We start from the raw sequence: 23,821 nt of genomic DNA on the forward strand, positions 1-23,821 counted from the left end.
GATCAACGCGTTCGCCATCACCTTCGGTGATCGCTGGCCGGGAGCCGAAACCTACTGATCAACAACGCCGGAAACACCGATCACGGGATAGACCCGTCCAGGTGGCCTCCGCATCCTCGATGAGGAGGTGAGCGCCGTTGGCCTGGCCGCCGGTTTCGATCCAGTCGTCGACGAACAGCACGCGATCCCCGCTGGTGACCAGGCTCTTGCGGAAACCGAGGGTGAGGTGGCGGTCTTGGTAGTCCGGTGGCGTGGTTCGCTGCAACCAGATGTCACTGTCGCTGGATGCCACGCGATCTTTGCGGATCTCGACGAACCCGACGCCGAAGTGCAGAGCGACCAGTGGCCCCAGGAGGCAGCCACGGGATTCCGGCCCGACTACGACCGTGGGTTGCTCGCCGGCGAACAGGTGCGCCAACGCGGGGCCGAGGTGCCCGAGCAGGTCCGCTCGACGCCACCAGCCGGTGACATCGGCATAACGATGCTGGTCTGTGCGGTCGCCGCGCCAGGTGAAGGCATCACGGAGCCCGGACTTCACCTCTTCCAGCCACACGTCTCCAGACACTGGCTCATGATCACTTCGCGGGGTTCAGCAAGCAATTGAGTTTCGCCTGCAGGACGTGCTTTCGCCTGACTCGGGCCAGCGACCTCGGCGCTGCAAAGTTAGACCCCGGTCGCAGGTTTCTGTAGCACCGCTGAGTCACTGGGAAACTACAGGTGCCAACTACGCCACCCTCATCGACTGGCTGCGACTGGTGTCTAGCCTTCCTCCGCGGGGTCGAGGATCGGGTCGATCTCGGCAAGCGCGGCGATCAGCTGATCCGCGCCGGCGCGCACCTGCGCGTCAGGGTCCCGAGCCAGCACCTCGCACACCCGCACAGCGGCATCCCGGTCGCGCGCAAACACCATGAACACGTCACGTACAGCGGCGTGAATCCAGTCAATCTGACTGGGAGTGTGATGGCCCGGTCCCATAGCAGCGAGCGCCGAGGCGACCACCGAGAGCCCGGCCGAGTCATGACGCCGGAGCAGAGCCTCCGCGGTCACGCGGGTGACGAACGTGTCGCGGTCGTCTAGCACGAGTTCCCACAACGCTCCCCTGGCCTCATGCATCTCGGCGAAGGTCGCCAGGCTCCGGCCTGCGTCCGCCCTGTCGCGATAGTCAGGGCTTCCCGCAAGCTCGATCAGCGCCTCAACCACAGCGCGTCTTGCCTCGCTGGTCATGGACGCAGTCTTCCGCGACCAACGCGAAAGGCCCAGCCGATTTCTGCCCCAGCCACGGCACGCCCGACCTTTCCACCCCAGCAAGATTCCGATATGTGATCGTAGGTGACGGCGCATCATCGATGCGGGCCTCGTCTCACGCAAGATCAATTTGGTCAAGCCTGCATCCGCCGCAGCCCGCACCTGACCCCGTCGACCCGGCCGCGGCCGGTCGATCATCGCCGATCTCAAGGATCGAGCCCAGAAAGCTCACCTCTACGGCTGACTCGGCGAGGTCGCCGACCGCAGGTCAGCCTCCAGCTGGCGCTGTCGATCTGAGTGTCCCGGTCACCTCAGACTCGCCGCGATGAGCAGCTGAGTACACGGGCTTGGCCGCACGACGGCGAAGATCACTCGCATAGCCCCGATCAACTGCACGCACCGCCGGGTTGAGTCGGTGTCCGGGTGGTTGGTGGTTCGGGGCTGGGATTGGGGTGTAGGGCTGTGCGGTGGCGCGCGATGGTGCCTTCGACGGCCTGGCCGAGGTTGTTCCAGAGGTGCCATCGATCGGCCACTTGGATCGCTTGGGGTGCGCCGCGGGCGGCCCTCGGTCCGCCTTCGGATGGCATGACCGTCATGCTGTGTCCGTCGGGTCGATGATGGTCACGAGGCCCTGAACTCCGGCTGTTCGCGGGTTGTGTGTGCCGAAAGAGCGCAGCCGAACGGCGTGGGCGCGACGGAGGATCGGGCTGCCCTGCTCGGCGATTTGCCGGCCGAGGCTCGTCGCCTCGTCGAGGTTGTGGTCGGTGAGGCACAACACGGCCGAGAGCAGGCTCCAGGTGGTGGCGTGCGCGCGGAGGTCGGGTGCGGCTGCCGCGATGGCGGACAACCGATTGGTGTCGCCGGATTCGATGGCGTCGAAAACCGCCTCCTCCGCGATGGCTGGGTCGGTGGCGATCGCGTAGGCATGATCGACCGTCTCAGTGGTGGCCAGTTGGATGATGCCCAGGTGCTGCCTGGCTACGGCGCTGTCGTTTGTGGACAATGTTCGGGCGAGTTCGGGGTCGGTGAGCGCCTCTTGGTTCTCGCGGAAGAACTCGGCTGATCGGGTCCAGGACGTCGCGTCCGTCCAATCGTTGAGCAGTCTCACGTGAGTGTTGAAGGTTTCCTGCATGCTGACGTAGGTGTCGTATCCATGCGTGCGGATTTCGTCCAGTAGCCGCCGGAGCGCGCGTGGCGCCGGGTCGGTCGGGTGCAAGGCTTGGTAGGTGTCCACCGTGGCGGTCAGCTTTGACGATTCAACGGTGTCGCGATGTTCGTGGAGTACCGCACGCAGCGCAGGCCAGTTCGTTGCCGCGCGGAGCGCGCCGAGCAGTTCGAGGTGGGCGTCCGGCAGTGCCGTGGTCGCCCACCCGGGCAGGTTGTCGAGGTCGAAGTCGAGGTCGAGGACCGCGGTTCGTACGGTCTGCCGAGCGACACCGGCCAAGGCGAGCGAGACGATTTCTGGCGGCACGGCTGCTTCCTGTGCGGCGAGTTGGATTTCTCGCCGTGCCTGGTCCGGCGAGCTGCACCGGGCCAGTTCCGTGCGTAGTACCGCGCGGGCGTGGCTGTCGGCGACCTCGGCGAGCACCTCGGCCCACGCCGTCCGGGATGTGTCCACGGCGGTGAGTTTCCGCAACGAGCTGAGCAGCTCCGGCAGGTGGGCGAGCGGGTCGACGAGCACCGCTTCCAGGTGCAGTCCTGCGGCCTCCTTCGCGTATGCCAGCGCCTGTCCGTGCTGGTTCAGGGAAGACAGGACAGAACTGGTTCTGCTCAACGAGGTCGCGAGTCCTAGCCGGTAAGGCAGGTACTCGTCCGCCAGTCGTCGAAAGAGGAGCACTGCCTCGCTGCTGTGCTCCAGGGCACGGTCGTGTTGGTCCGTTTCGGCCAACAGAACGCCGAGGTTGCTCAACGAGGCCGCGACGTCGGGTAGGTGAGCCGGGTTGTCGGCGGCCAGACGGCGACGGATGCCCGCGGCTTCCTGGACCGGATCCAGTGCTTGCTCGAAGTGTCCGAGCGTCGCCAACCGGGCACCGAGGTTGTTCAGCGCTCGGGCGAGATCGGGTAGGTGTTCCGCACCGTTTTCGGTGGCCAGCCTACGAAAGAGGTCGACGACGGTTCTGGCCGGCGCCACCGCCTCGTCGTCGCGCCCCAGCTGGCACAGTGCCAAGGCGACGTTGTGCAGAGCGCCGGCGAGGTTGGGTAGATACGCGGCTGGATCGATGTCGGCGAATTGTCGGTAGCACTCTGCAGCGGATCGGCTGTGGTCCAGAGCCATGTCGGACCAGCCCACGCGTAGTGCCACGGTGCCAAGGAGGTGCGTCGATTCGATGAAGGGCAGAAGTCCTGTGGTGGGGTCGCGGTCGGCCAGAGTTCGCCGAAGATCCACGGCCTCCTGACAACTGGGTAGTGCTTCCGCATGGCGTCCGCTTTCAGACAGGCTCGTGCCGAGGTTGTGCAGTGCGGCAGCGAGGTTTGGTCGGTACGCGGTCGCGTCGTTGGCGGTGAGCTGCCGGTAGAGCTCGACCGCCTCCTGGCTGGCGGGCAGTGCTTGCTCGAACGCCCGGAGCTTGATGAGCGTGTCGCTGTGGTTGCGCAAAGCTCCCGCGAGTTCGGGTCGATAGGCGGTGGGATTGTCGGCTACCAGCGCGCGGAAGAGGTCGACGGCCTCCTGGCTGTACTCGAGCGATGACTGCGGATCCGCCATGAGCGGGAGTACAGCGGCGATGTTGTGCAGCGCGCTGGCCAGATCGGCTCGGTGGTCCCGATTCTCAGTGGCCAAGCGTCGGTAGAGGGTGACGGCCTCCTGGAGGGTGGCAATTCCCTCGTCATGCGAGTCCATCCCGATCAGTACGGCGCCAAGAGTGCTGAGGGACATCGCGAGCCCGGGTTGCCACGCGGTGGATCGGCGGGCCAGGTACCGGTAGTTGGCGACCGCCTCCCGGCTCGTGAGCGAGGCCCGCTCATAGTCCTTGATGCCGAGGAAAGCGGATGCGAGATTGTTGAGGGACATCGCGAAATCGGGCTGATGAATCGCCGGGATCCTCGAACTCAGTTCGCGATAAATACGCACGGATTCCAGGTTGTGGTCGAGTGCCACCTCCGCCCGTCCCAGCTTCGTGAACACGCCACCCAGGTTGTACAGCGAGAGCGCCAAACCTGGCCGGTAGCTGGCGGGATTGCTCGCGGCCAGCTCACGGTAGAGCTGCACGGTCTCGGCGCAGTGTTCGAGCGCTTCGGCGTAACGCCCTGTCCGCAGCAGCATCGCGCCGACGTTGCTCAGCGCCTCGGCGAGTTCGGGTAGGTAGTGAGGGGCGTCGGCCACCATGCTCCGGCGGATTGCGAGGGCTTCCGCACTACAGGCGAGGGCCTTGTCGAACTGTCCCATCCTCGACCACACGGACGCCAAGATCTGCGTCGACGCGGCGAGTTTGGCGCGATATTCGGCAGGATCACAGGCCGCGAGGTCTTGCAGTAGTTCGACGGCCTCATGGCAGTACCAGGCCGCATCATCATGCCGGCCAAGCATTGATGACAGGTGGCCGAGGTTGGCCATCGACAACGCGAACTGGGACCGCGCGGCAGGATCTGCCAGTTCACCCAGGATCCCGGAGGCCTCCTGGATCGGTTCCACAGCCTCCTCGTGGCGGCCCAGGTTCGTCAGTATGGCGCCGCGGTTGTTCAGTGCGCCGGCCAGCTGGACCAGGTATGTGGCCGGATCTTCGGCAGCGAGATCCCGGAGCCGGTCGACCGCCTCGACGACACAGCTCAGGGCCCGTGGGAGATCGCCGGCTTTCATGGCTCGATGATGAACATCGATCAAGCGCCTGGTCAGCTCCTCGTCGGCCGCCGTCCGTGCCACATCGAGACGACGTTCGTCGACGATGAGTCCCAGCTCGAATAACGACGGTGACGAGGAGGGAATGGCCGCCGACAGCTCATCGAGCGGCAGCGGGTTGTTCGGTCGGTCGGCGAGACGCGTCAAGGCGCGAAGCGCCACACCCGCTCGCTTCGCCGCGACCACCAGGACTGCCCGCCACCGGCTGGGGTCGGCGTCGACCAGTGTGACGAGCAGGTCGGTGACTGCATCCGGAATGTCCTGGTTGGCTCGGTCCATGGCCAGCAGAGCCACCTCGAGTTGATCCTCGCCTGCTCGTGTGACCGCGCGGTGTACGAGCGCGTCGTCGCGAAGCAACTCACGAAGCAGGTGGTCGGCGACCGGGTCGGGGCGGACGGCGAGCCCCTCGCCGGGCGCCGAGCTGAGGCAGGTTTGCAGGGTGCGCCGGACCGTGCGCCGTTCCGTCGGGTCCTCGGCGAGGTCCGTCATCGCGGTAAGCACGGTGTCGATGGCCTCTTCTGGCGGCGTGACAAGGGAAACACACGCCGCGGCTCGCCGGAGCAGCGCACGGTCCGGTGCGACGTCCGTGCGGAACCGGGTGTAGACCGTGCACCAGTAGTTCTCTTCGTGCCGCAGCACCTCGTCGTAGAGCTCCTCGCGGGTGGCCGGCAGGGAGGTCGCGCCCGCTGCGGCGATCCAGCCCAGCAGCACCAGGTCCAGGGTTGTCCAGCGGGTCTCTGCTGCCGGTTGGGGCAGCACGAGTCGGCTCTGACCGTCCGTCCGGAGGGCGGCGACCGTGCGGGCGTAGATGTCGCGCGGGTTTGGATGGTGGTCGGGAAGGTCGATCTCCTCGCGCCGGTACGCGTGTCGATCGTCGTCGAGTGAACCGATGATGTCCGTCAGCCACTGTCCGCCGGACGACCGCGCGGTCAACATGACGACCGCCGGCGGGCCTGGTCGCATGCGCAGGACCTTCATCAGGGCGATCGCGTCCTGGACCCGGCCGTCGGCGTAGTCGAGCACCACGAGCAACGGCCCCGTCACCGCGGAGAGCGGGCCGGGATCGGTGTCCTTGGGTAGCACCCCGGTTGACCACTTCTCGATATGGAGAAGATGCGCCAACTCGAGGGCCAGCCGGGTTTTGCCCGCGCCACCGACGCCGCACACGACCGCGACGCCCGTCCGGTCCCCACCGGCGACTTGTCGGCACCAGTCCAGCAGGACGGTCAGCTCGTCCCGCCCGGCGAACGGCACGACCGCATACTCCGCCCGCAACAGTCGAACTGGGGTCTCCGCCGTGTCCGCTGCCCGGTACGGCTGCCGCAGCGGACCATCGGTGTCCGCAGGCGTGGGCCGAGCCCGGTCGTACTCGTCTTTCCAACGCGACACGTCAACCGGCACCCCCAGCTTTTGGCTCGTGGCGCACCGTTTGCAAGCCCGCACGAACTTCTCAACCGTCGTCCATCGGGGTAGTCCCGATCCCGTCAACAGGTCCTTCGTCGTCTGCTTCGCAAGCCTCGAGCCGGTCGCCTGGCCAGCCGCGGCGTCCAGCGCCGCGTAAGACGGGTTGCCGACTTCAACGCGCAGTTGCCGCAGCCGCGCGCGAAACCCCGGTATCGGATCGTCGGTCACCGTCGCTCACCCCCGTCCGGTTTCCGGCACCGGACCAAACCGGACCGCCAGTTCGCCACGCTTGACCGTGCGACACCGACAACCTGTCAGGAGATGACCATGGCGAACCAACTACCAACCTTTCTGCGCAGGGCCGGCATACTTGGCGCCGGTGCGGTCACCGCCGCGACCGCACCCATCGCGACCGCGGTGGCCCTGGGCACCGGACTCACGCTGGTGGCCATTCTGGCACTCACCGGCGCCCTGGCCAGGCATAGGACACGCCGCGAGGCTGCGTACCGAGTGCTGGCGTTGTTGCTCAAAGTACTGACAACTGAGCAGGCTGCGACAGGAGACGCGATTGGTCACCCGAGCACTACGCCGTGCCACAGGCCGGCTACCAGCGCAGCCACCTCGGTGCTTGATCAGCCCGATCCCGACCACCTGCTGGCACAGGGTTCCGTGTGAACCATCTGGTCACGTAGATGACGTACGTGCCGTCCATGCCCTCGATCGGGTCCAAGTGCTCGACCTGCCAGTCGATGACGTCGTGGCCCGCGACCTTGACAATGTCGGCGACGGCCCGCTCGTACCCGATTGGACTCAGCACGAACGTCGGCCGCCGGTCGAAGCCGTCCTCCACCAACATCGGATCGCCCTTCGTGAGCAGACCTCAGCGTCGACAACAGTGTTCCGTAGCGTGCGCGCGCAGCTATCCCGACACGCCACACCGCTGCGCTGTCGTCGACATCTGCACCCGAGTACCACCGCCGCCCACAGTGTCGATCAAACACCCCGACCGGGACACCCTGGACGCGGCGAAGCGGACAGCCGACCTCATACCGTCGACCGAAAGGTGGGCGGTCGGACTGCGGGTCTGCTCGGGTGGCCGTCATCACGGGGCGGCACCGCGGGTACGACAAGGGTCTCATTCGGGCGGGCGCCAGCAAGACCAGGCCATCGACACCAACCGGCCGGTGCTCACACCTGATAGGTGTCTCCCAGCACCAACCGCTCAGATGTTGATGTTGCCCATGTTTGGGGTGCCCCTGGCAGGAGTACCAAAGGATGGGAGCGGGGCTGACTTGGGGATTCGTGTCGGAAGCATGGTTGTGGAGGCGCGTTTCGCGCTGGCGCGGCCGGGACGGGGCGGAGGGTAGGTGCTGACCCGCTCGGCAGGACCAGTCGTTACGGACAGGCCTTGGCTCCCCGTGGCGTGAACGTCCGCTTCTGCCGACGAGCGGGCGCCTGGCAGGACTGCGCGGCACCGTGGCTCGGTCGGCACTCCACGGCTACGACGTCCTCGCCGCTCGCCCCAGTGCACGGCCGGCGAGGCCGCGATAGCCGTGGAATTCGGCGATTCGCAGGGCCGCACCGAAGTAGTGGTCGGCCTCTGCCCAGGAACCGGCGGCGCGGTGGATGTGGGCCAGCTGCAGGAGTGCCTCGCACTCCTCGAAGCGGGTACCGAGCCGACCGGTGAGGTGGAGCACGTGATGGGCGTTGAGCAGCGCAAGCCGGTACTGACCGCCCGCGAGGTGGCCTGCCGCCAAGGCGGCATACCCAGCTGCTTCAGCGGTGGGGCCGGCGGCGGATTCGAGCGCGGTTTCAGCGAGTTGCACCGCGCCTGCGTGGTTGCCGACGCCAGCGTGGACCGTACTGAGCACCGTGAGTGCGGCCGCCTCGGCGCTGCGGTCGTTGATGCGCCGGGCCTGTTCGGCGGCTTCTTCGGCGGCGTGGCGCGCTGCGACGTAGTCACCGACACGGACGCCGACCCGGGCGAGCAGGACAAGGGCGCAGGGGTTATCGGCCACCTGCTGCGTGTAAATGGCCGCGGCCTTCGTCAGGTCCCCGCGGTGTTCATGCAGGAGGCCGAGGTTCAGCTGACGCCATGGATGGGGCGCGGCCTCGAGTGCGATCGCCTCCGCGAAGGCGGTGGTCGCACGATCCAGGTCTCCGGTGGTCAGGTGAAGCCCGGCGAGGTTGTTCAATACAGCGGTCATGCCGCGGCGGGACCGCAGTGCTCGGTAGAGCTGTAAGGCGGCTTCGAAGTGCCTGATGGCAGGCGGAAAATCGCAGCGGAGTGCGTGGGATGCCGCGAGGTGGTTGTGCGCCACCGCGCACAGATCGGGCCGACCGGTGGCGTTCGCCGATTCCAGCCCGATCCGGGCGAGCTCCGGCCCTTCGACAGACCAGTTGGACATGCAGTACCCACGCAGGGCGTCGACGAGCCGGCACACCAACACGGGGTTATTGCGCGCGTGGGCGTGACGGATCGCAGCGACCAGATTAAGGAATTCAGTCCCAAGCCATGCCCGCGCGGCATCCCGATCAGCGAACGCATCCGGATGCGAGCGCGGCCCGGGCAGGCGCAGCATGGGCGAGTACAAGAGATCTGCCGCCGCGTCGGCATAGGCGAGGTAGTACTCGAGAAGCGCCTGCGTCGCTGCCTCGCTGTCGTTCTCGGTCTGGGCGCGTTCGGCAGCGTAGTGACGAAGCAAGTCGTGCAGGCGGTAGCGATTCGGTGCATGCTCTTGAACCAGGTGCGCGAAAGCCAAGCGCTCCAGTCTGCGGGTGATCGCTGCGGTCGGCGCACCGGTCAGCGCACCGGCAGCATCCGGCGTGATGTCACCCCCGGGCACCAGGCCGAGCAGGCGAAACGTGCGGCGGGTAGCGCTGTCGAGAGCCTGGTACGACAGATCGTAGGCAGCGCGGACCGCACTGGTGTCGCCGTCGACGGTAAGGCTGTTCAGCACACCGTGGCTGCGCATGTCGGCTAGGTGGTCGGTCACCCGGCGACCGGCGCGGTGCCGAATCTGCGCCCCGACGATGCGCAGCGCGAGGGGCAGCCGCGCACACATCTCGGCAAGTTCGGCGGTGGCCGTCGGTTCTTCTGCCGGCCGTTCTGCGCCGATTGCAGCGGTGAGCACAGCGACAGCGTCGACCGGCGGCAAGACGTCCAAGGTGATGCGGTGGGCACCCTCGATGGCGACCAGTCCGTCCAGGCGGTTACGGCTGGTGACCACAACCGCGCAGCTCGACGCCGCCGGCAGTAGCGGCCGGACGTCAGCGGCGTCGGTGACGTTGTCCACGAGGCATAGCACGCTTTTCTCGGCCAGCACCGACCGGTACAGCGTCGTTGCCTCGATGACGTCGGGCGGAATCTGTTGAGCCGGGACACCGAGCGCCCGGAGGAACCGCGCAAGGACCGAGGCTGGACCGCACGTGTCGTGGAGGTCTGCGTAGAGCTGGCCGTCGGGGAACTTCTCGCGGACTCGGTGCGCCCACTGGGTCGCGAGCTCGGACTTGCCGGCTCCTGCAGTCCCGGCGATGACCACGAGACGTGGACCGTCGCCGGAGAGCAAGAGCCGGTCGAGCGCGAGGAGTTCGGCGTGACGCCCACGGAACCCGGTGGCAGCCCGGGGCAGCTGCGCGGGCGTCACGGGCAATGTGGCGGGAACACCGCGTTGCTGCAGGACCGCCAAGTGAGCGTCGCGCAAGTCGGGTCCTGGCTCGGCGCCCAGCTCACCGGCCAGCCGGCCGCGGATGATGCCGTAAGCGTCCAGCGCGGCCGCCTGTTGCCCAGCGCCGGCCAGCGCAAGCATCAGCAGTGACCACAGCCGTTCGTGGAGAGGGTGATCGGCGACCAGCCGGCGCAGCTCACCGGCAACGTCGGCGCACGCCCCGAGGTTCATCCGAGCCCGGCAGTCGTCCTCGACGACAGCCCACCGGGCCTCGAGCAGGCGCTGGGCCTCACCGTCGATCGCCGGGGTCGGGGGCAGACCGGACAGCGGTTGCCCTCGCCATGGCTCAACGCCTGGCCAAGCAGCTGTGCGGCCAATGCGTCGTCTCCAGCCAGGAACGCACGATGCCCGTGATCGGCGATGCGGTGGAACCGTTCGACGTCGACCTCATCCGGCCGGGTTTCGATCAGGTACCCGCCCGCCCGGGCCTGAATCCGCTGCCCGCTGTCCAACGCGTCGAGCTGCTGTCGCAGCCGCGAAACGTGCGTCCGCAGGTTCGCCATCGCCGACGCCGGCGCAGCTTCCCCCCAGACGACTTCCACCAACCGCTGCAGCGGCACCACCACGTTGGGCGTAATCAGCAGGGCCGCAAGGACAGCGCGTTGCCGCTGGGAGGTCAGCCGCAGATGTTCGGCGCCAGATCGCGCGTCGACCGACCCCAGGAGCAGGAACTCCACGAGACCCCTCCGCTCGATCCCTCGCTATCCCTCAATGTTCGCCGGATGTGCTGATCGTGTACAGCCCGGATGCCACCGTGAGTCCGCGGATCGCTCGCAGCTGGCACACGGGGAGACGAGGGGGCTCGCCGTTCGACCCGCTGCGGGCGACCCGCGAAAGTAGCGATGACGATCCGGACCATCCGCCCTCCCCAGCGCGACCCGTGTCCGCCTCCGTCTTAGCAGTCCGAGCAGGTCGATGCAGAAAACCGGCAAGCGGTTCACACGGATGGCCGTGCACTCTGGTGCTTTGGTCACCCGACGTGACTAATTTTCGGGACCAGTTGGCGGGCGGAACGCTCGTGGCGTCCAATTAAATATTTCACTAGGGAGAAAAATGATGAAATCACTAGCATTTGTCCTTACCATGTGCATCAGAATGGTCGGGCCGGTCGGCATAGCCGGCACTCATCCGAGTAATCAGAGTGCGACGCCGTCGGCACAGGCGAAAACCACGGTCACGTCGGTGGCCCACACGACTGTCGCCGCTTCGGGAATTCCCGCTCCGGCGACCTGGGATGCCGAGACCGGCGCCGCACTCGCCCCGTGGGACTGCAGCCTCGGCAATGTCTGCTTCTGGAACGGCTTCGGCGGTACCGGTGGGCGATGCATGTGGAGCGTCGCCGACCCGGACTGGACATCGGGTGCCATTCGGCGTTCCTGGGCAACCAACGCCGAAGTGAAGTCGGTCTACAACCGCGGCACCTCGTCCGGTTTCACCGGCGTCAGGTACTACCGGAACACCGGCTACAACAACTCGGCCGGATGCACGAGGCAGGGTCAGAAAGGTGACCTCGCCGGCACTTACCAGATCCGTTCGCACCAGTGGGTGACTGGCAGCTGCGGCTGACCGGAACGGAAGGGCGCGCCCTTGCGGGGAATTCGCCCGTTGCACGACACGGTGGCGGGCACAACCATCGCCACCGTGCCGTTGTTCTGAGACGGCGCAACATCCAAACGTTGATGGTGACCGCCACACCCTTCGCGAGGTGGGCCAGCTCGGTGGGCGAGGCGAGCTCTGTCGAACATCCGCCCATGCCGCAGGTGGGGCGCTCCCCGACCTTGTGCTGCGAGCGATCTCACCGAGCATCGGAGGTCATGGAGCCCTCAGACCTGGACGAAACGGTGTTACGAGTGGCGGCTACGGCGTACCTCGGACGTTATAGCGGCGCTTCGCGGACGCATTCGGAGTCGGGCCTGCGGATCTTCTTCACCTGGTCCGGCGAACGAGATCTTGCTGCCGCTGGCAGCGCGCCGGGCGCAGATCGAGCTGTACGTGCGCTGGATGCAAGAAGTGCGACGGTTCAAACCCTCCACGGTCTCGCGCAGGATGTCAGTGGTCACCGGCTTCTACCGCACTTGCGACATCGACACCGTGCTCGAGCACTCGCCGGCGGAGTATGTCCGGCGCCCGATGGTGCCCAACGAGTCACCGACACTCGGATTGTCGCACCTGCAGTTCGAGGCCGACGAGGCGTCCGCATGGATCGGCACTGCGCCACCCGCCAGCTGCGCAGGCTGGCCAAGGCCTCGGTGGTGCGACTGCCGCGGATACACCCGCACGTGCTTCGCCACACCTTCGTCACCACGATGCTCGACGCGGGCCTCGACCTGCGTGATGTCCAAATCGCGGCCCGCCATGCCGACCCGCGCACGACCGTGCCCGTAAGAACCTCGACCGGCATCCGAACTACATCCTGGCGGCGTACATGGCATCCGCAACCTGGCACCCCACGCACTGTCGTGCCGATGTGCGGACGTTGACTGTCGAGCGCAGTCGTCGATTTGTCCCTCAATCGGGCTGGACGCGAGGTGCTCGGGGCTACGCCGTCGTGCTTCCTGAGTCGTTGTCGGTCGAGGCGTCCCCTACCACCTGGCTGTCCCGGCAGCGACGGCCTGGACGCGCCCGGCGGCCGGCCATGATCGGAACCGACTCTTCTGCCGCAAAGCTCGTGGCGGTCGGAACCCTGCGACGATGTTCCTTAGGTGATTCCAAAGTTGGGTGAAAGTCCCGCTGAAGTGCAGTTGGTGTGGTGGGGGCGGCACCGGATCGGCCGGTGCCCTGCATCGAGCGAGGACACACATGGGAATTCGGACCAGACTTGTCGCCGCTGCCATTGTGGCCGGCCTGACGGCGGTGACCGGCGCGGCCGCCGCGTCGGCAGCGGCTCCGGCGGCTCCGTCGTCGGCACAGCCCGACCACAAGAAGGACGGCGGCAAGACGGACGGTGGAAAGAAGGACGAAGGCAGGACGAACGACGAGCAGCTCGCCAAAGTCGCCGCGAGCTTGCACGTGACGGTCAAGCAGCTGACCACCGCCTTGGACAACCTGAAACGCGCTCTGGGCAACGGAGCCGGCAAGGCCACGGCCATCGCCGCGTTCGCCAAGGAACTGGGGATCACGGTTGCCCGTGCGGAGAAGGTGCTGGAGGCACTGTCCGGTAAACCCGGACCCGGCAAGCCCGTTCCCGGTAAGGATGCGGGCGTTCCGGTCGAGGTGGTCAAGCTGCTGGCCGCCGAGTTGAAGATCAGCGAGGACCGGGCCCGGCAGGTGTTCAAGGACCTCGACAAGGTCGGCGGCAAGGGCGACGACGTCACCAAGGATCCGGTGTTCATCGCCATCGCCAAGGGCCTGGGGACCACCCCGCAGCGGCTGCTGGACGGGCTGCGCAAGGTGAAGGAGGAGTTCGCCGAGAAGGAGGGCGGCAAGCCCAAGGACGGGGCGCCGACCGGGAAGTGATCCTCTCCGCTGGTGTGTCCGGGCCGGGCAACGGCCGGTCCGGACACCGTGGTGTGCTCCATACTGGGCGCGTGCGGGTACTGGTAGTCGATGACGACGAGGCCGTCCGCCGCTCGCTGGAGCATGCGCTGCGCCGGGACGGCTATCAGGTGTCCCTCGCGGCCGACGGCGTGCAGGCGCTGGACGAGCTCGGCCGATCGCGGCCCGAGGTGATCGTGCTGGACGTGCTGGTTCCCGAACCGAACGGCCTGGAGATCTGCCGACGACTGCGCCGTCGTGGCGACCAGACGCCGATTCTCATGCTCACCGCGCGCGACCTGATCGAGGACCGCGTCGCCGGGCTGGACGCGGGCGCCGACGACTACCTGGTCAAGCCGTTCGCGCTGGACGAGCTGCGGGCACGGCTGCGAGCCCTGCTGCGGCGCACCGGCGCGGTCCAAGAGGTGCTGCGGTTCGACGGCATCGAGATGGACACCACCACCTGCCGGGTGCAGCGCAGCGGTCGGGCGATCGAGCTGACTCGCACCGAATACTCGCTGCTGGAGTTGTTCCTGCGCAACCCACAGCGCGTGCTGAGCCGCGAGCTGATCTTCGAATCGGTGTGGGGCTACGACTTCGGGCCCGCATCCAACCAGTTGTGGGTCTACATCTCCTACCTGCGCGGAAAACTGGAGTCCGCCGGTGAGCCCCGGCTGATCCAGACCGTGCGCGGTTTGGGATACGTGTTACGGGAAGAACCATGACCTTGCGCACCAGGGTTGGCCTGGCGGGTGGACTTGTCGTGCTGCTGGCGCTCGCCGTGGCGTCGTTGGTGGTCTACCCGGCCGTGCGGTCGATCATGCGTCAACAGGTCGACGCGTCGCTGAAGCAGAGCATCGGCGAGGGTGATTCCCTCGCCCGCCAGCTCAAGCAGAAGGTCGCCGAGTCCGGCGACAAGATCCCCATCGACGAGCCGGTCGAACTGGGCAGCATGCTGGTCCAGTTCGTCGGCGGCCCGGTGTATCCCGGCTCGAACCGGGCCTTCGTCGAGATCACCCAACGGGACGCGGACGTCGCCGACGGCACGCAGCCCGCGTACTTCCAGGACACGACCTACAACGGCGTCGAGTACCGCCTCCTCACCTCCGGGATGGGCAAGCCGCCGGGTGGACTGATGCGGATCGCCCAGCGGCAGGACGACCAGACCGCCATCCTGGCCTCGCTGGCAGCGTTGCTGGTCGCGCTGACACTCGGGGGCGGTCTGGTGGCCGCGGTGACCGCGCGGCTGGCGGCGCGCCGGGTGCTGCGGCCGGTCCAGCAGCTCACCCGGACCGTCGAGCACATCACCGCGACCCACGACCTGACCGCGCCCGTCGACCACCTGACCGGACGTGACGAGATCGGCCACCTCGGTCAGGCTTTCGCCGCCATGACCACTGCTTTGGACGCGTCCATGCGGGCACAGCGGCAACTGGTCGCCGACGCCTCACACGAGCTGCGCACCCCGTTGACCAGCCTCACCACCAACCTCGAACTGCTCGCCGACGGCGACGGCCTGCGCGCGCCCGAGGCCCCGGCGCTCGTGCAGGACGCGATCGGCCAGGCGCGGGAACTGCGGTCGTTGATCAACAACCTGGTCGACCTCGCCCGTTACGGCAAAGACACCGCCCGCACCGAGGACACCCGGCTCGACCTGGTGGCGAAGACCGTGATCGCCAGGGCCGCCACCCGAACCTCGGCCCCTCGGTTCACGTCCACCCTGACCCCGTGCCTCGTGCACGTCGACCCGGACGCGATCGAACGGGCCATCGGCAATCTCGTGGACAACGCGGTGAAGTGGAGCCCACCCGACGGCGAGATCACGATCACCGTGGCCGATGGCGAGTTCTCGGTCACCGATGAAGGCCCCGGTATCCCCGCGGCCGACCTGCCGTTCGTGTTCGACCGGTTCTACCGCTCCACCCAGGCCCGGTCGATGCCCGGTTCCGGGCTGGGTCTGGCGATCGTGCGCCAGGTGGTGGAGACCCACGACGGGCAGGTCGCCGCCGAACCGCTGGACCACGGCCTGCGTATGCGGTTCCACCTACCGGTCGTGCCCGACTGAGCGGGATCAGAGCTGGGACGCGCCGCTGTCCACCGGGAACTCGGCGCCGGTGCTGTAGGTGGCATCGAAAGTGGTCGCCCGCCGGACACTCCCTGGTCGCCTCGGGCTCCATCGCGGATACGCATCCGAACACCCCTCATGAACGCACTCACAGTCGGGAGTCGGCCGCCAGTCGGACTCGGCTCGTTCGTGCGCGCTGCCGGCCGCTGACCGAGTGCTGAGGCGACGCCCGGGTCAACGGTCGATCACCGCCTTGGCGGGGACCAGGTAAGGCCGCTTCCCCTTGACCCCAGCGGGAAACAGCAGAGCCAGGTTCTCACCGGCCCCCGCCACCCGAACCTCCCGGCGCGGCCGATCGGCCAGCTCGGCAACGCCGTACGCATACGCGCCGCGGGCATTGATGGTGGTTCCGTCACGGAAGCTGATCCGCAGGTCCGGCGGGCCGTGGTCGGCGGCGGTCAGGCGCCGGTCCGGGGCGATCGTGACCTCCGCCGGGTACCAGCCCGTGCGGCGGGCCGCGGCCAGGCGCCGCGCCCAGCGGATCCGGCGGAACACCGCGACCGGGAACAGCACGACCCCGGCGATCAGCATCCAGATGCCGGCACTGCCCGTGGCCTGGTCTTCGTTGGGCTCGTCGGAAGTGCGGACCCGGGCCGGACGGACGGGGTCGGTCACGACCGTTACGTGATCGCCGGCCGCGTACCGGCGATCGGAGGTCCGGGTGATCCAGACCCGCTTGCGGACGCCGCCGAACGCGTAACCGACCTCGAGGTAGGTTCCGTTCCTCGGCTGCCGGACGGTCAGCACGGTGCCGTCACTGTGCACGCCCGTGCGCAGCAACAGTTCGGCGGCCCGGTCCAGCTCGGCCTGCACCGCGAAGCACCCCGCGATCAGGGTCGCGGCGGCCAGCAGCGCGAACGTCCAGCGCCGCCCGCCGGCCCGCAGCCGCCGCAACCCCGGCGCGGCGGCCTCCGGATCCGGAGGGCCGGCGGGTAACCCGCTGTCGCGCTCGACAACCACAGGCCCGGCCGACGACGAGGGCGGCGAAGAAAGCGGCAGCCGACGCCGAGTCGGCCTGCCGAACGCGTGCTCCCCCTTCGCCACCACGCCAGGGTAGACCGGTTTCCGCCGCGGCTGATTCCGCCGGAGCTCATTTGCCCGTCATGCGGGGATGGCCGCGGTGCCGAGCACTCGGGTCACTGCCTCGGCGAGTGGCGTGCCGCATGCCGAGTGCCAGGCGACGATGACGTCCGGGCGCAGCAGCAGAGCGCCGTCGGCGGGCAGGCAGACCTCAGTGAGCCAGCGCGGGTGCGACACCGTGGCCAGGCGCAACCCGAGACGAACTGCCTCAGTGGTCCAGCGTCCGTTGTCCGGGCCGGTGAGCAGGGTCAGGCCGGGCCCGGCGAGGTCCACAGTGGACGTCTCGGCGTCGAGCCAAGCGTGGGGAACGCGCGTGCCGGGACGGCCCGCCGGGGCGTAGTGGTCGGCGGGCGCGGGGCCGCGGCCGTCGGGCACGAACGCGCCTTCCGGGTACTGGGTGCCGAACATCGTGGCCGGCAGGTCGTCGTGCCGGCTGTCGGGCTTGGTGAAGGCGGCCAGCATGTCGCCGACGTGCCCGCGGACCGTGCTGGAGGCTTCGGCGATCGCGTAGCCGGCCGGACGGCGTTCGGCGTGGTAGGTGTCGAGGAGGGCGGGCGCCGCCTGTCCGGCCAGTACGGCCGCGAGCTTCCAGGCGAGGTTCGCCGCGTCGGCGATGGCGGTGTTGGCGCCGGCCGCGGCCATCGGGGGCATCATGTGCGCGGCGTCGCCCACCAGGAACACGCGGCCGTCGCGGAAGCGGTCGGCCACGCGCATCGCCGACTCCCAGGGCGAGCGGCTGAGCAGCTCGACTTCGAGATCCGGGATGCCGGTCACGATGCGCAGGAGGTCGTGCCAGTCGCCGTCGCCGAGCGTGTGCGCCTCGGGGAAGTCGGCCGTCGAGAACAGCCAGCGGTCCGTGCCGTTGACCGAGAGGAAGGCGCCCGAGGCCACCGGGTTGTCGATCTCGCACAGGTTGAACGGCTTTTCCCGCACCAGCTCGGTGAGATCGGCCCGGAAGTAGAGGTCGAGGTTGTCGGCGAGATGACCGTGGCCGCTGCGCGGGATGCCCAGTGCCGTGCGGATGGGACTGCGGGCGCCGTCTGCGGCGATCAGGTAGTCCGCGGTCAGCTCGTACGGCTCGCCGTCCGCCGGGTTCAGCAGCGCGGTCACCCCGCCGTCGTCTTGGGTGAAGGACACCAGTTCGGTGCCCAGCCGCACGGACACGCCCCGTTCTTCGGCGGCCCGGCGCAGGATCGGCTCCAGCACGACCTGCGGGCACAAGACGTTCGGTCCCGGGCTCAGCTCGGGAAGTCTCGCCTGCTGTAGCCGCCGTTGCCGCATGGTGCCGGTCATTTCCCGGACCCGGGCGGCGGCCAGCGTCGGACCGGTCAGGACCTCGGTGAACGACGCCAATGGCGCACTCGCCTCGGCGACCTCCCCCGCCAGGCCGAGCAGGCGGAACACTTCGGTGCTGCGCGGGTTGAACCGGCGCGCCTTCGGCTGCGGCGACACACCGGCGTGCTTCTCGACCAGCACCGGATCCACCCCTTCGCGCCGCAGCAGCAGGGCGGCGGTCAGTCCGGCGATGCCGCCACCGCTGATCAGAACAGGAACACGAACCGTCATCGGAACTCCTCGACCTAAAAGTGACACGGTGCAACTGAGTACACCGTACAACTAGTGGTATCGTCAAGGCATGACGACCGGGATGGGCAGGCGGGAGCGCAAGAAGGCGGCTACCCGCCAGGCGCTGGCCGACGCGGCCCTGCGACTGTTCCTCGAACGCGGCTACGACGACGTGGGCGTCCGCGAGATCGCCGACGCCGCCGACGTGTCCACCACGACCCTGCAGAAACACTTCCCCAGCAAGGAATCCCTCGTCTTCGACCGGGACGCCGACATAGAGGAGGCCCTGATCGCCGCCGTGCGCGACCGCGCGTCGGGAACTTCAGTGCTCGCCGCGCTGCGCGAACACACGGCGGCCCGCGTCGAGCGCGGCGCCGCTGCCGACGGGGCGTCGGAGTTCATGACCCTCGTACGCGGCACGCCGGCACTGAGCGAGTACTGGCACCGGATGTGGATGCGGCACGAGGACGCGCTCAGCCACGTCCTCGCCGCCGAGACCGGCGCCCCCGAAACCGATCCGGGATGCGCCGCACTCGCCCACTTCGCCCTGGAAACCTCGGCACTCGCCATCCGTTCCGAAGATCCGGCCCGCACCGTCGAGGCCGCGTTCGCCATCCTCGAACACGGCTGGCGCGCCTCACCACGCTGAGCTGCTCCTCTTCTGCCGCTGAGCGTGGCTGCCGGCCGGCTGAGCGCCTGCCTCGCTATCAGGATCAGCGCCCCAGGCAGGCGCCGGCGGTCATGGCTCCGGGTTCGAGTCCGACAGACGCCACCACACCCGGCGCCTGACCGGCGGTTGCGGTAAGCGAGCGCGTACGTGCTCGGGAACCGGGGCGCCGGCCGCCGCCGCCTCGACGTACTCCTTGGCCCCTTGCGCTCCGAGATCGGGCGCGGACGCTCGCACCAGCCGGAGCGCGTCGAGGCGCTGACCGGAATCGACCAGTTCGGCGACCCGGGACCGGAGCGGATCGACGCGGTCGAGCCCGCGAACCTGCTCGAGATAGTCCTCGATCCACTCACCGGCCTCGAGGTCAGCAGTCGCGTGCACCGTGTGCAAGCTGCCATCGACTCCGTCGACCAGGAAGCGTCCGTGGCCCACCACGCTGTCGAGGAGTTCGCGGGTGCGCACGTACCGCTCGCTTTGACTGCTGATCACCCAGCCGAGCCGGTGCGGATCGACGTGCGTGATCACCATCTTCGGGCCGCCCCGTCCCAGCCACCCTTCCAGATGCCGCTCCACGACCTGGGCGGCCCACGCCTTCGACACCATGGCAACACGTTAGGGGAACGGGCGGCTCCGCGCGCCGGACAACGGACGTGCGGCTACCCACTGTCACGTCGTCCATACAGCTGTCCGGGCAGCCGCGCTGCACCGACGAACCCTGTCCGCGCCCGGACCATGGACGCGCGCGGCGCGCCTGCATACGGTCCCTTCCACCGGAAAAGGAGCCACTTTTGCACATTCGAAGAAAGCTGTCCGCGATCGTCGTCACGCTGGTGGCGTTCGCGTCGACGACCGTGTGGGGCGGTGTCGCCGCGGCCTCCGGCCCCGCGCTCCTCCCCCTGTCCATCACCAACGACACCGGTCGCGCGGACCCGGTCCACCTCTACGTCCTCGGCGTGGACCTGAGCAGCGGCAAGCTGGGATACGTCAACGCGGCCGGCGGCTTCACCGCTTGGGGCGCCGGCAGCACTCCCCCGGCTCCGGCGCCCGACGTCTCCATCCCCGGCCCGGGCAACGGCGGCACCACGACCATCCAGGTTCCCCGCGGCGTCTCCGGTCGCGTCTACTTCTCCCTCGGCGAGCGCCTGAAGTTCTTCCTCGCCCCGGGTGGTCTGGTCCAGCCCGCGCCCTGGGCGGGCGGTGACGCCAACCGCGACGTCCTGTTCGACTGGAGCGAGTTCACCTACAACGACGCGGGTCTGTGGCTCAACAGCTCCCAAGTGGACATGTTCGCCGTGCCGCACACGGTGAGCGTGACCACGGGATCCGGCGCCGTGAGGTCGACCGGCTCGCTGGTCCCGGGCGGCCGCGACAACGTCATCAACGGCATCAAGAGCCAGCCCGGCTGGGCCGGGTCGGTCCAGACCCGCTCGGACGGCACGGTGCTGCGCGTCCTGGCCCCGGGCAAGGCGGCCGACGCCGGACAGCTCGGCGGCGGCTACCTCGACTCCTACATCTCGTCGGCGTGGAACGCCTACACCGGCAAGGTGCTGACCGTCCTCCCCTTCGGCGACCAGCCGAACACCAAGTACTTCGGCCGCACGTCCGGCATCACCATGAACTTCACCGACGGCAGCGGCCGGCAGGTGGCGTCGTTCGCCAAGCCGTCCTCGGCGAACGTCTGGGGCTGCGACGGCGCGCTCGGCGCGCCCAACGACCAGGTCGTCGGCCCGATCGCGCGCACGCTGTGCGCCGCGCTCAACCGCGGCACCCTGGGCCGGATCGACACCCAGCCCGGCGGCACCGGCGCCGACTTCTACCAGAGCAACCCGACCAACCAGTACGCGAAGCTGGTGCACGCGAACATGGCCGATGGCAAGGCCTACGCGTTCGCCTTCGACGACGTCGGCAACTTCGAGTCCCTGGTGAACGACGGGAGCCCCCGGGCCGCGGGCATCACCCTGAACAGCTTCACCGGCGGCGGGTCGCACCCGTCCGGCACCCGGCTGATCAGCGACTGGAACGGCAAGTGCATCGACGTGCCGAAGCGGAACTTCGCCGACGGCGTCCACCTGCAAACGTTCTTCTGCAACAACACCATCGCCCAGGACTGGACGTTCACCGGCGACACGCTGCGCGTCCCGAACAACATGTGCATGGACGTCGCCTGGGGCTCGCGGGAGAACGGCGCGGCCATCCAGGTCGCCACCTGCAGCGGCAACCCCGCGCAGCAGTTCGTCCTGAACCCGGCCGGCGATCTCGTGAACCCGCAGTCCGGCAAGTGCGTCGACATCAAGGCGTGGAACGGCGACGACCGGGCACCCCTCATCCTGTGGGACTGCCACGGTGGCGCGAACCAGAAGTGGCACCGGGGCTGACCCGCCCGGCGTCCTCGAGGACTTTCTTCGAGGACGCCGGTCCCGGCGCTACGCCAAGGCGATGACCGGGATCAGCCGATCCGTTTTGCTCTTGTACTCGGCGAAGACCGGCGCGCGGGACTCCTGCTCGTTCCACAACGCGTCACGTTCGGCGCCGGTCAGCACCGTCGCGGTGCAGACGTACTCCTCGATCTGGGTTCCGGTGCCGACCTCGACGCGCACCCGCGGCTGCGCCAGCAGGTTGTGGTACCACGCCGGGTTACGCGCTTGACCGCCGTTGGTGGCGAAGACGATCCGGCGGTCACCGTCGGGCAAGTAGCCCAGTGGCGTGGTGGACTCGCGGCCGCTGCGCGCGCCGACGGTGGTGAGCAGCAGCAGCGGGACGTCGGCGAACACGCCGCCGACCTTGCCGTGGCCGGCGCGGAACTCGGCCATGATCTTCGCGTTCCACGACCCCATGTCCGGGTCGCTGTACCGATCGGCCATCAGCGCGCCTCCACCAGTGCGGGGAACGACTCGGCCAGCGCCGCCGCGTCCGGTAGCGCCGCGATTTCGGCGGCCACCGAGCGAGCGCGCTCGCGCACTGCCGGGTCGGTGGCCCGCTCGAGGGCGTCAGCGAGATCCTCGCCCGGGCGGACGGCGACCCCCACGCCGTTGGCGGCGGCGAGTTCGGCTTGGACGAACTGGTCGGCGGCCTGGGGCACCACGACCAGCGGCAGCCCCCGCGAGAGGCCGGACAGCACACTGCCGGCGCCGCCGTGCGTGACCATGACGTCCACATGGGACAGCAGCCGGGCCATCGGGGTGAACGGGACCAGCCGCACCTCCTCCGGGAGGCCGTAGTCGGCGGCGGAGCGACCGAGACCGACGGTGACCGCGACCTCGAAGCCCTGTCCCGTCAGGCCCCGCACAACCGGCGAGACGATTTCGGGCGCGGTGAAGTGCGTGCCGAAGGTGACCAGCACCCGCCCGCGTCCCGGAGCGGGCGAGTCGAAGACCGGCGGCCCCGGCGGGAGGACCGTGTGCGGTTCGGGGCGCAGCGGCACCCGGTCGGCGGGCGGCAGCCAGCCCGGGAACTGCAGCGTGGGCGGGCAGATGTCCAGGTACCTCCCGCCGACCGCCTCGACGGGAGCGTCGACGCCGAGTTCGGCCCACCGCGGCGCGGCCGCCTCGGCGAAGGCTTTCAGCAGCTCGGGTGGGTGACCGGGGCCGAGTGCGTGGGTCAGCAGCGGGACGTCCAGCGCGGCCGCGACCAGCGGGCCGATCAGGTCGGTGGCTTCGTGCACCACCACGTCCGGCCGCCATTCCCGCGCGGCGCGCAGGGATTCGGCGCCGGCCAGGCCGACCCGGACGTCGGCGAACAAGGTCGCGACCATCGCGAAGGTGGGCACCGTCGTGCCGTCGTCACCGCTGCGGCGCGCGGACTCGGCGAACACCGCGTCCATGGCCGGGCCCGCGGCGACCAGCTCGAGAGGCTCGTCGTCCACCGCGGGTGCCAGTGCACCGGAGGTCAGGACGCCGACCTGGTGGCCGCGTGCAGCCAAGGCCCGCCCCAGCGGCAGCAGGGGGAACAAGTGGCCGTGCGCGGGCACAGTCGACAAGAGAATTCGCATATTGATCAGAGTAGAGTTCTTGTCAACCGGCTTGCCTTATAGTCATTGCCGTGTCCTCCGCCTCGTACAATTCGCCGCGCCGCCGGGAGGCCGCCGCGCAGACGCGGCAGGCCATCCTCGACGCCGCGCGCCGGCTGTTCGCCGAGCGCGGTTACGCCGCGACCACCATCCAGGAGATCGCCGCGGCCGCGCGGGTGGCGACGGCGACGGTGTACGCGAGCGTGGGCGGAAAGCCGCGGTTGCTGGACGAGCTGGTCTCCAGCGCCGCGGGTGACACCCGCCTGCAGGAGGCAGCCGACCGCGTCACCACGGCCACGAACCCCGGCGAGGTCCTCCGCGGCTGCGTAGCGGCCGCCCGGTTCGGCGCTCAGGAGTACGCCGACATCTTCGAGCTGATGCTCACCACGAAACACACCGACGAGGGGACCGCGGCCGCCGCGGCCGCCGCCGAGCAGGGCTTTCGCGGCGGTCTCGGCTTGGTCGCCACGCGGCTGCGGGACCTGGGCGCCCTACCGGGAACGACCGGCGACGCGGTCGACGTGCTGGCGTACTTCCTGGGCTACCCGTCGTGGCGCCGCCTGGTCCACGACTTCGGCTGGAGCTACCCGAGGGCGGAGACCTGGCTGGTGGGCCGGATCGCGGAGGCGCTCCGGATCGACCTCCTCGGCGACGCGCGTCAAGCCGACGCGAGCGGATCCGCGCAGTAGGC

General features: G+C 68.7%; 19 protein-coding genes. 9 read left to right on the plus strand and 10 right to left on the minus strand.

From position 1 onward, the window contains the following. Nucleotides 1-58: 58 nt before the first annotated feature. The 3 genes from ABZ342_RS45210 to ABZ342_RS45220 form a co-directional block, all read right to left on the minus strand. Nucleotides 59-553, minus strand: a complete 495-nt coding sequence (locus ABZ342_RS45210; protein WP_360487165.1) for a phosphoribosyltransferase family protein — start codon at nt 551-553, stop codon at nt 59-61. A 206-nt stretch (nt 554-759) separates the two neighbouring features. Next, nucleotides 760-1,224 carry a hypothetical protein gene (locus tag ABZ342_RS45215; protein ID WP_360487168.1) on the minus strand — a complete coding sequence of 155 codons (465 nt, stop codon included), beginning with the start codon at nt 1,222-1,224 and terminating at the stop codon, nt 760-762. 613 nt (nt 1,225-1,837) lie between these two features. Beyond that, nucleotides 1,838-6,712, minus strand: coding sequence for a tetratricopeptide repeat protein (locus ABZ342_RS45220; protein ID WP_360487171.1), 4,875 nt, complete (start codon nt 6,710-6,712; stop codon nt 1,838-1,840). Nucleotides 6,713-6,805: 93 nt separating this feature from the next. Here ABZ342_RS45220 and ABZ342_RS45225 point away from each other — a divergent pair, with 93 nt between their 5' ends. Continuing rightward, the gene (locus tag ABZ342_RS45225) at nt 6,806-7,159 is read left to right on the plus strand and encodes a hypothetical protein (RefSeq protein ID WP_360487174.1); all 354 of its coding nucleotides are present in this window, start codon (nt 6,806-6,808) and stop codon (nt 7,157-7,159) included. 824 nt (nt 7,160-7,983) lie between these two features. Here the strand turns inward: ABZ342_RS45225 and ABZ342_RS45230 are convergent. Together ABZ342_RS45230 and ABZ342_RS45235 are read right to left on the minus strand one after the other, a co-directional pair. Beyond that, nucleotides 7,984-10,479 carry a BTAD domain-containing putative transcriptional regulator gene (locus ABZ342_RS45230; RefSeq protein ID WP_360487237.1) on the minus strand — a complete coding sequence of 832 codons (2,496 nt, stop codon included), beginning with the start codon at nt 10,477-10,479 and terminating at the stop codon, nt 7,984-7,986. Then, on the minus strand, nt 10,380-10,889 hold the full coding sequence (locus ABZ342_RS45235; protein ID WP_360487177.1) for a helix-turn-helix domain-containing protein: 510 nt from the start codon (nt 10,887-10,889) through the stop codon (nt 10,380-10,382). Before ABZ342_RS45235 ends, ABZ342_RS45230 begins: the two co-directional genes overlap by 100 nt. Nucleotides 10,890-11,307: 418 nt before the next feature. Here ABZ342_RS45235 and ABZ342_RS45240 point away from each other — a divergent pair, with 418 nt between their 5' ends. The 5 genes from ABZ342_RS45240 to ABZ342_RS45260 all read left to right on the plus strand — a co-directional run bounded on the left by ABZ342_RS45240 (nt 11,308) and on the right by ABZ342_RS45260 (nt 15,751). Then, nucleotides 11,308-11,778, plus strand: a complete 471-nt coding sequence (locus tag ABZ342_RS45240; protein WP_360487180.1) for a peptidase inhibitor family I36 protein — start codon at nt 11,308-11,310, stop codon at nt 11,776-11,778. A 632-nt stretch (nt 11,779-12,410) separates the two neighbouring features. Next, a complete protein-coding gene (locus ABZ342_RS45245) occupies nt 12,411-12,692 on the plus strand; it encodes a site-specific integrase (RefSeq protein ID WP_360487183.1) in 282 nt (93 codons plus the stop codon). 373 nt (nt 12,693-13,065) lie between these two features. After that, nucleotides 13,066-13,668, plus strand: a complete 603-nt coding sequence (locus tag ABZ342_RS45250) for a hypothetical protein (protein WP_360487186.1) — start codon at nt 13,066-13,068, stop codon at nt 13,666-13,668. A gap of 71 nt (nt 13,669-13,739) precedes the next feature. After that, nucleotides 13,740-14,411 carry a response regulator transcription factor gene (locus ABZ342_RS45255; RefSeq protein ID WP_360487189.1) on the plus strand — a complete coding sequence of 224 codons (672 nt, stop codon included), beginning with the start codon at nt 13,740-13,742 and terminating at the stop codon, nt 14,409-14,411. Next, nucleotides 14,408-15,751 carry a HAMP domain-containing sensor histidine kinase gene (locus ABZ342_RS45260; protein ID WP_155542602.1) on the plus strand — a complete coding sequence of 448 codons (1,344 nt, stop codon included), beginning with the start codon at nt 14,408-14,410 and terminating at the stop codon, nt 15,749-15,751. The genes ABZ342_RS45255 and ABZ342_RS45260 overlap by 4 nt, the downstream gene beginning before the upstream one ends. Nucleotides 15,752-15,985: 234 nt before the next feature. Here ABZ342_RS45260 and ABZ342_RS45265 read toward each other — a convergent pair whose 3' ends face one another. Beyond that, entirely contained in the window at nt 15,986-16,855 is an 870-nt protein-coding gene (locus ABZ342_RS45265; RefSeq protein ID WP_360487192.1) for a hypothetical protein, read from the minus strand. A gap of 57 nt (nt 16,856-16,912) precedes the next feature. Next, a complete protein-coding gene (locus tag ABZ342_RS45270; RefSeq protein ID WP_360487195.1) occupies nt 16,913-18,457 on the minus strand; it encodes an FAD-dependent monooxygenase in 1,545 nt (514 codons plus the stop codon). 70 nt (nt 18,458-18,527) lie between these two features. Between ABZ342_RS45270 and ABZ342_RS45275 the strand changes: the two genes are divergently transcribed. After that, the gene (locus ABZ342_RS45275; RefSeq protein ID WP_360487198.1) at nt 18,528-19,106 is read left to right on the plus strand and encodes a helix-turn-helix domain-containing protein; all 579 of its coding nucleotides are present in this window, start codon (nt 18,528-18,530) and stop codon (nt 19,104-19,106) included. Nucleotides 19,107-19,196: 90 nt separating this feature from the next. Here the strand turns inward: ABZ342_RS45275 and ABZ342_RS45280 are convergent, their stop codons facing one another. Continuing rightward, entirely contained in the window at nt 19,197-19,727 is a 531-nt protein-coding gene (locus tag ABZ342_RS45280) for a YrhB domain-containing protein (RefSeq protein ID WP_360487201.1), read from the minus strand. Nucleotides 19,728-19,912: 185 nt separating this feature from the next. Here ABZ342_RS45280 and ABZ342_RS45285 point away from each other — a divergent pair, with 185 nt between their 5' ends. After that, entirely contained in the window at nt 19,913-21,499 is a 1,587-nt protein-coding gene (locus ABZ342_RS45285) for a beta-1,3-glucanase family protein (protein WP_360487204.1), read from the plus strand. A gap of 48 nt (nt 21,500-21,547) precedes the next feature. Here the strand turns inward: ABZ342_RS45285 and ABZ342_RS45290 are convergent, their stop codons facing one another. Next, complete coding sequence (locus ABZ342_RS45290) at nt 21,548-21,985, minus strand: nitroreductase/quinone reductase family protein (RefSeq protein WP_360487207.1); 438 nt, start codon at nt 21,983-21,985, stop codon at nt 21,548-21,550. Then, complete coding sequence (locus ABZ342_RS45295) at nt 21,985-23,112, minus strand: glycosyltransferase (RefSeq protein WP_360487210.1); 1,128 nt, start codon at nt 23,110-23,112, stop codon at nt 21,985-21,987. Before ABZ342_RS45295 ends, ABZ342_RS45290 begins: the two co-directional genes overlap by 1 nt. Nucleotides 23,113-23,162: 50 nt before the next feature. On the opposite strand from ABZ342_RS45295, the gene ABZ342_RS45300 reads away from it, so the two are divergent. Next, a complete protein-coding gene (locus tag ABZ342_RS45300; protein ID WP_360487213.1) occupies nt 23,163-23,819 on the plus strand; it encodes a helix-turn-helix domain-containing protein in 657 nt (218 codons plus the stop codon). Nucleotides 23,820-23,821 lie beyond the last annotated feature (2 nt).

Origin of the sequence: Amycolatopsis sp. NPDC005961 (assembly GCF_040629235.1) — a bacterium.
GTDB lineage: Bacteria > Actinomycetota > Actinomycetes > Mycobacteriales > Pseudonocardiaceae > Amycolatopsis > Amycolatopsis camponoti.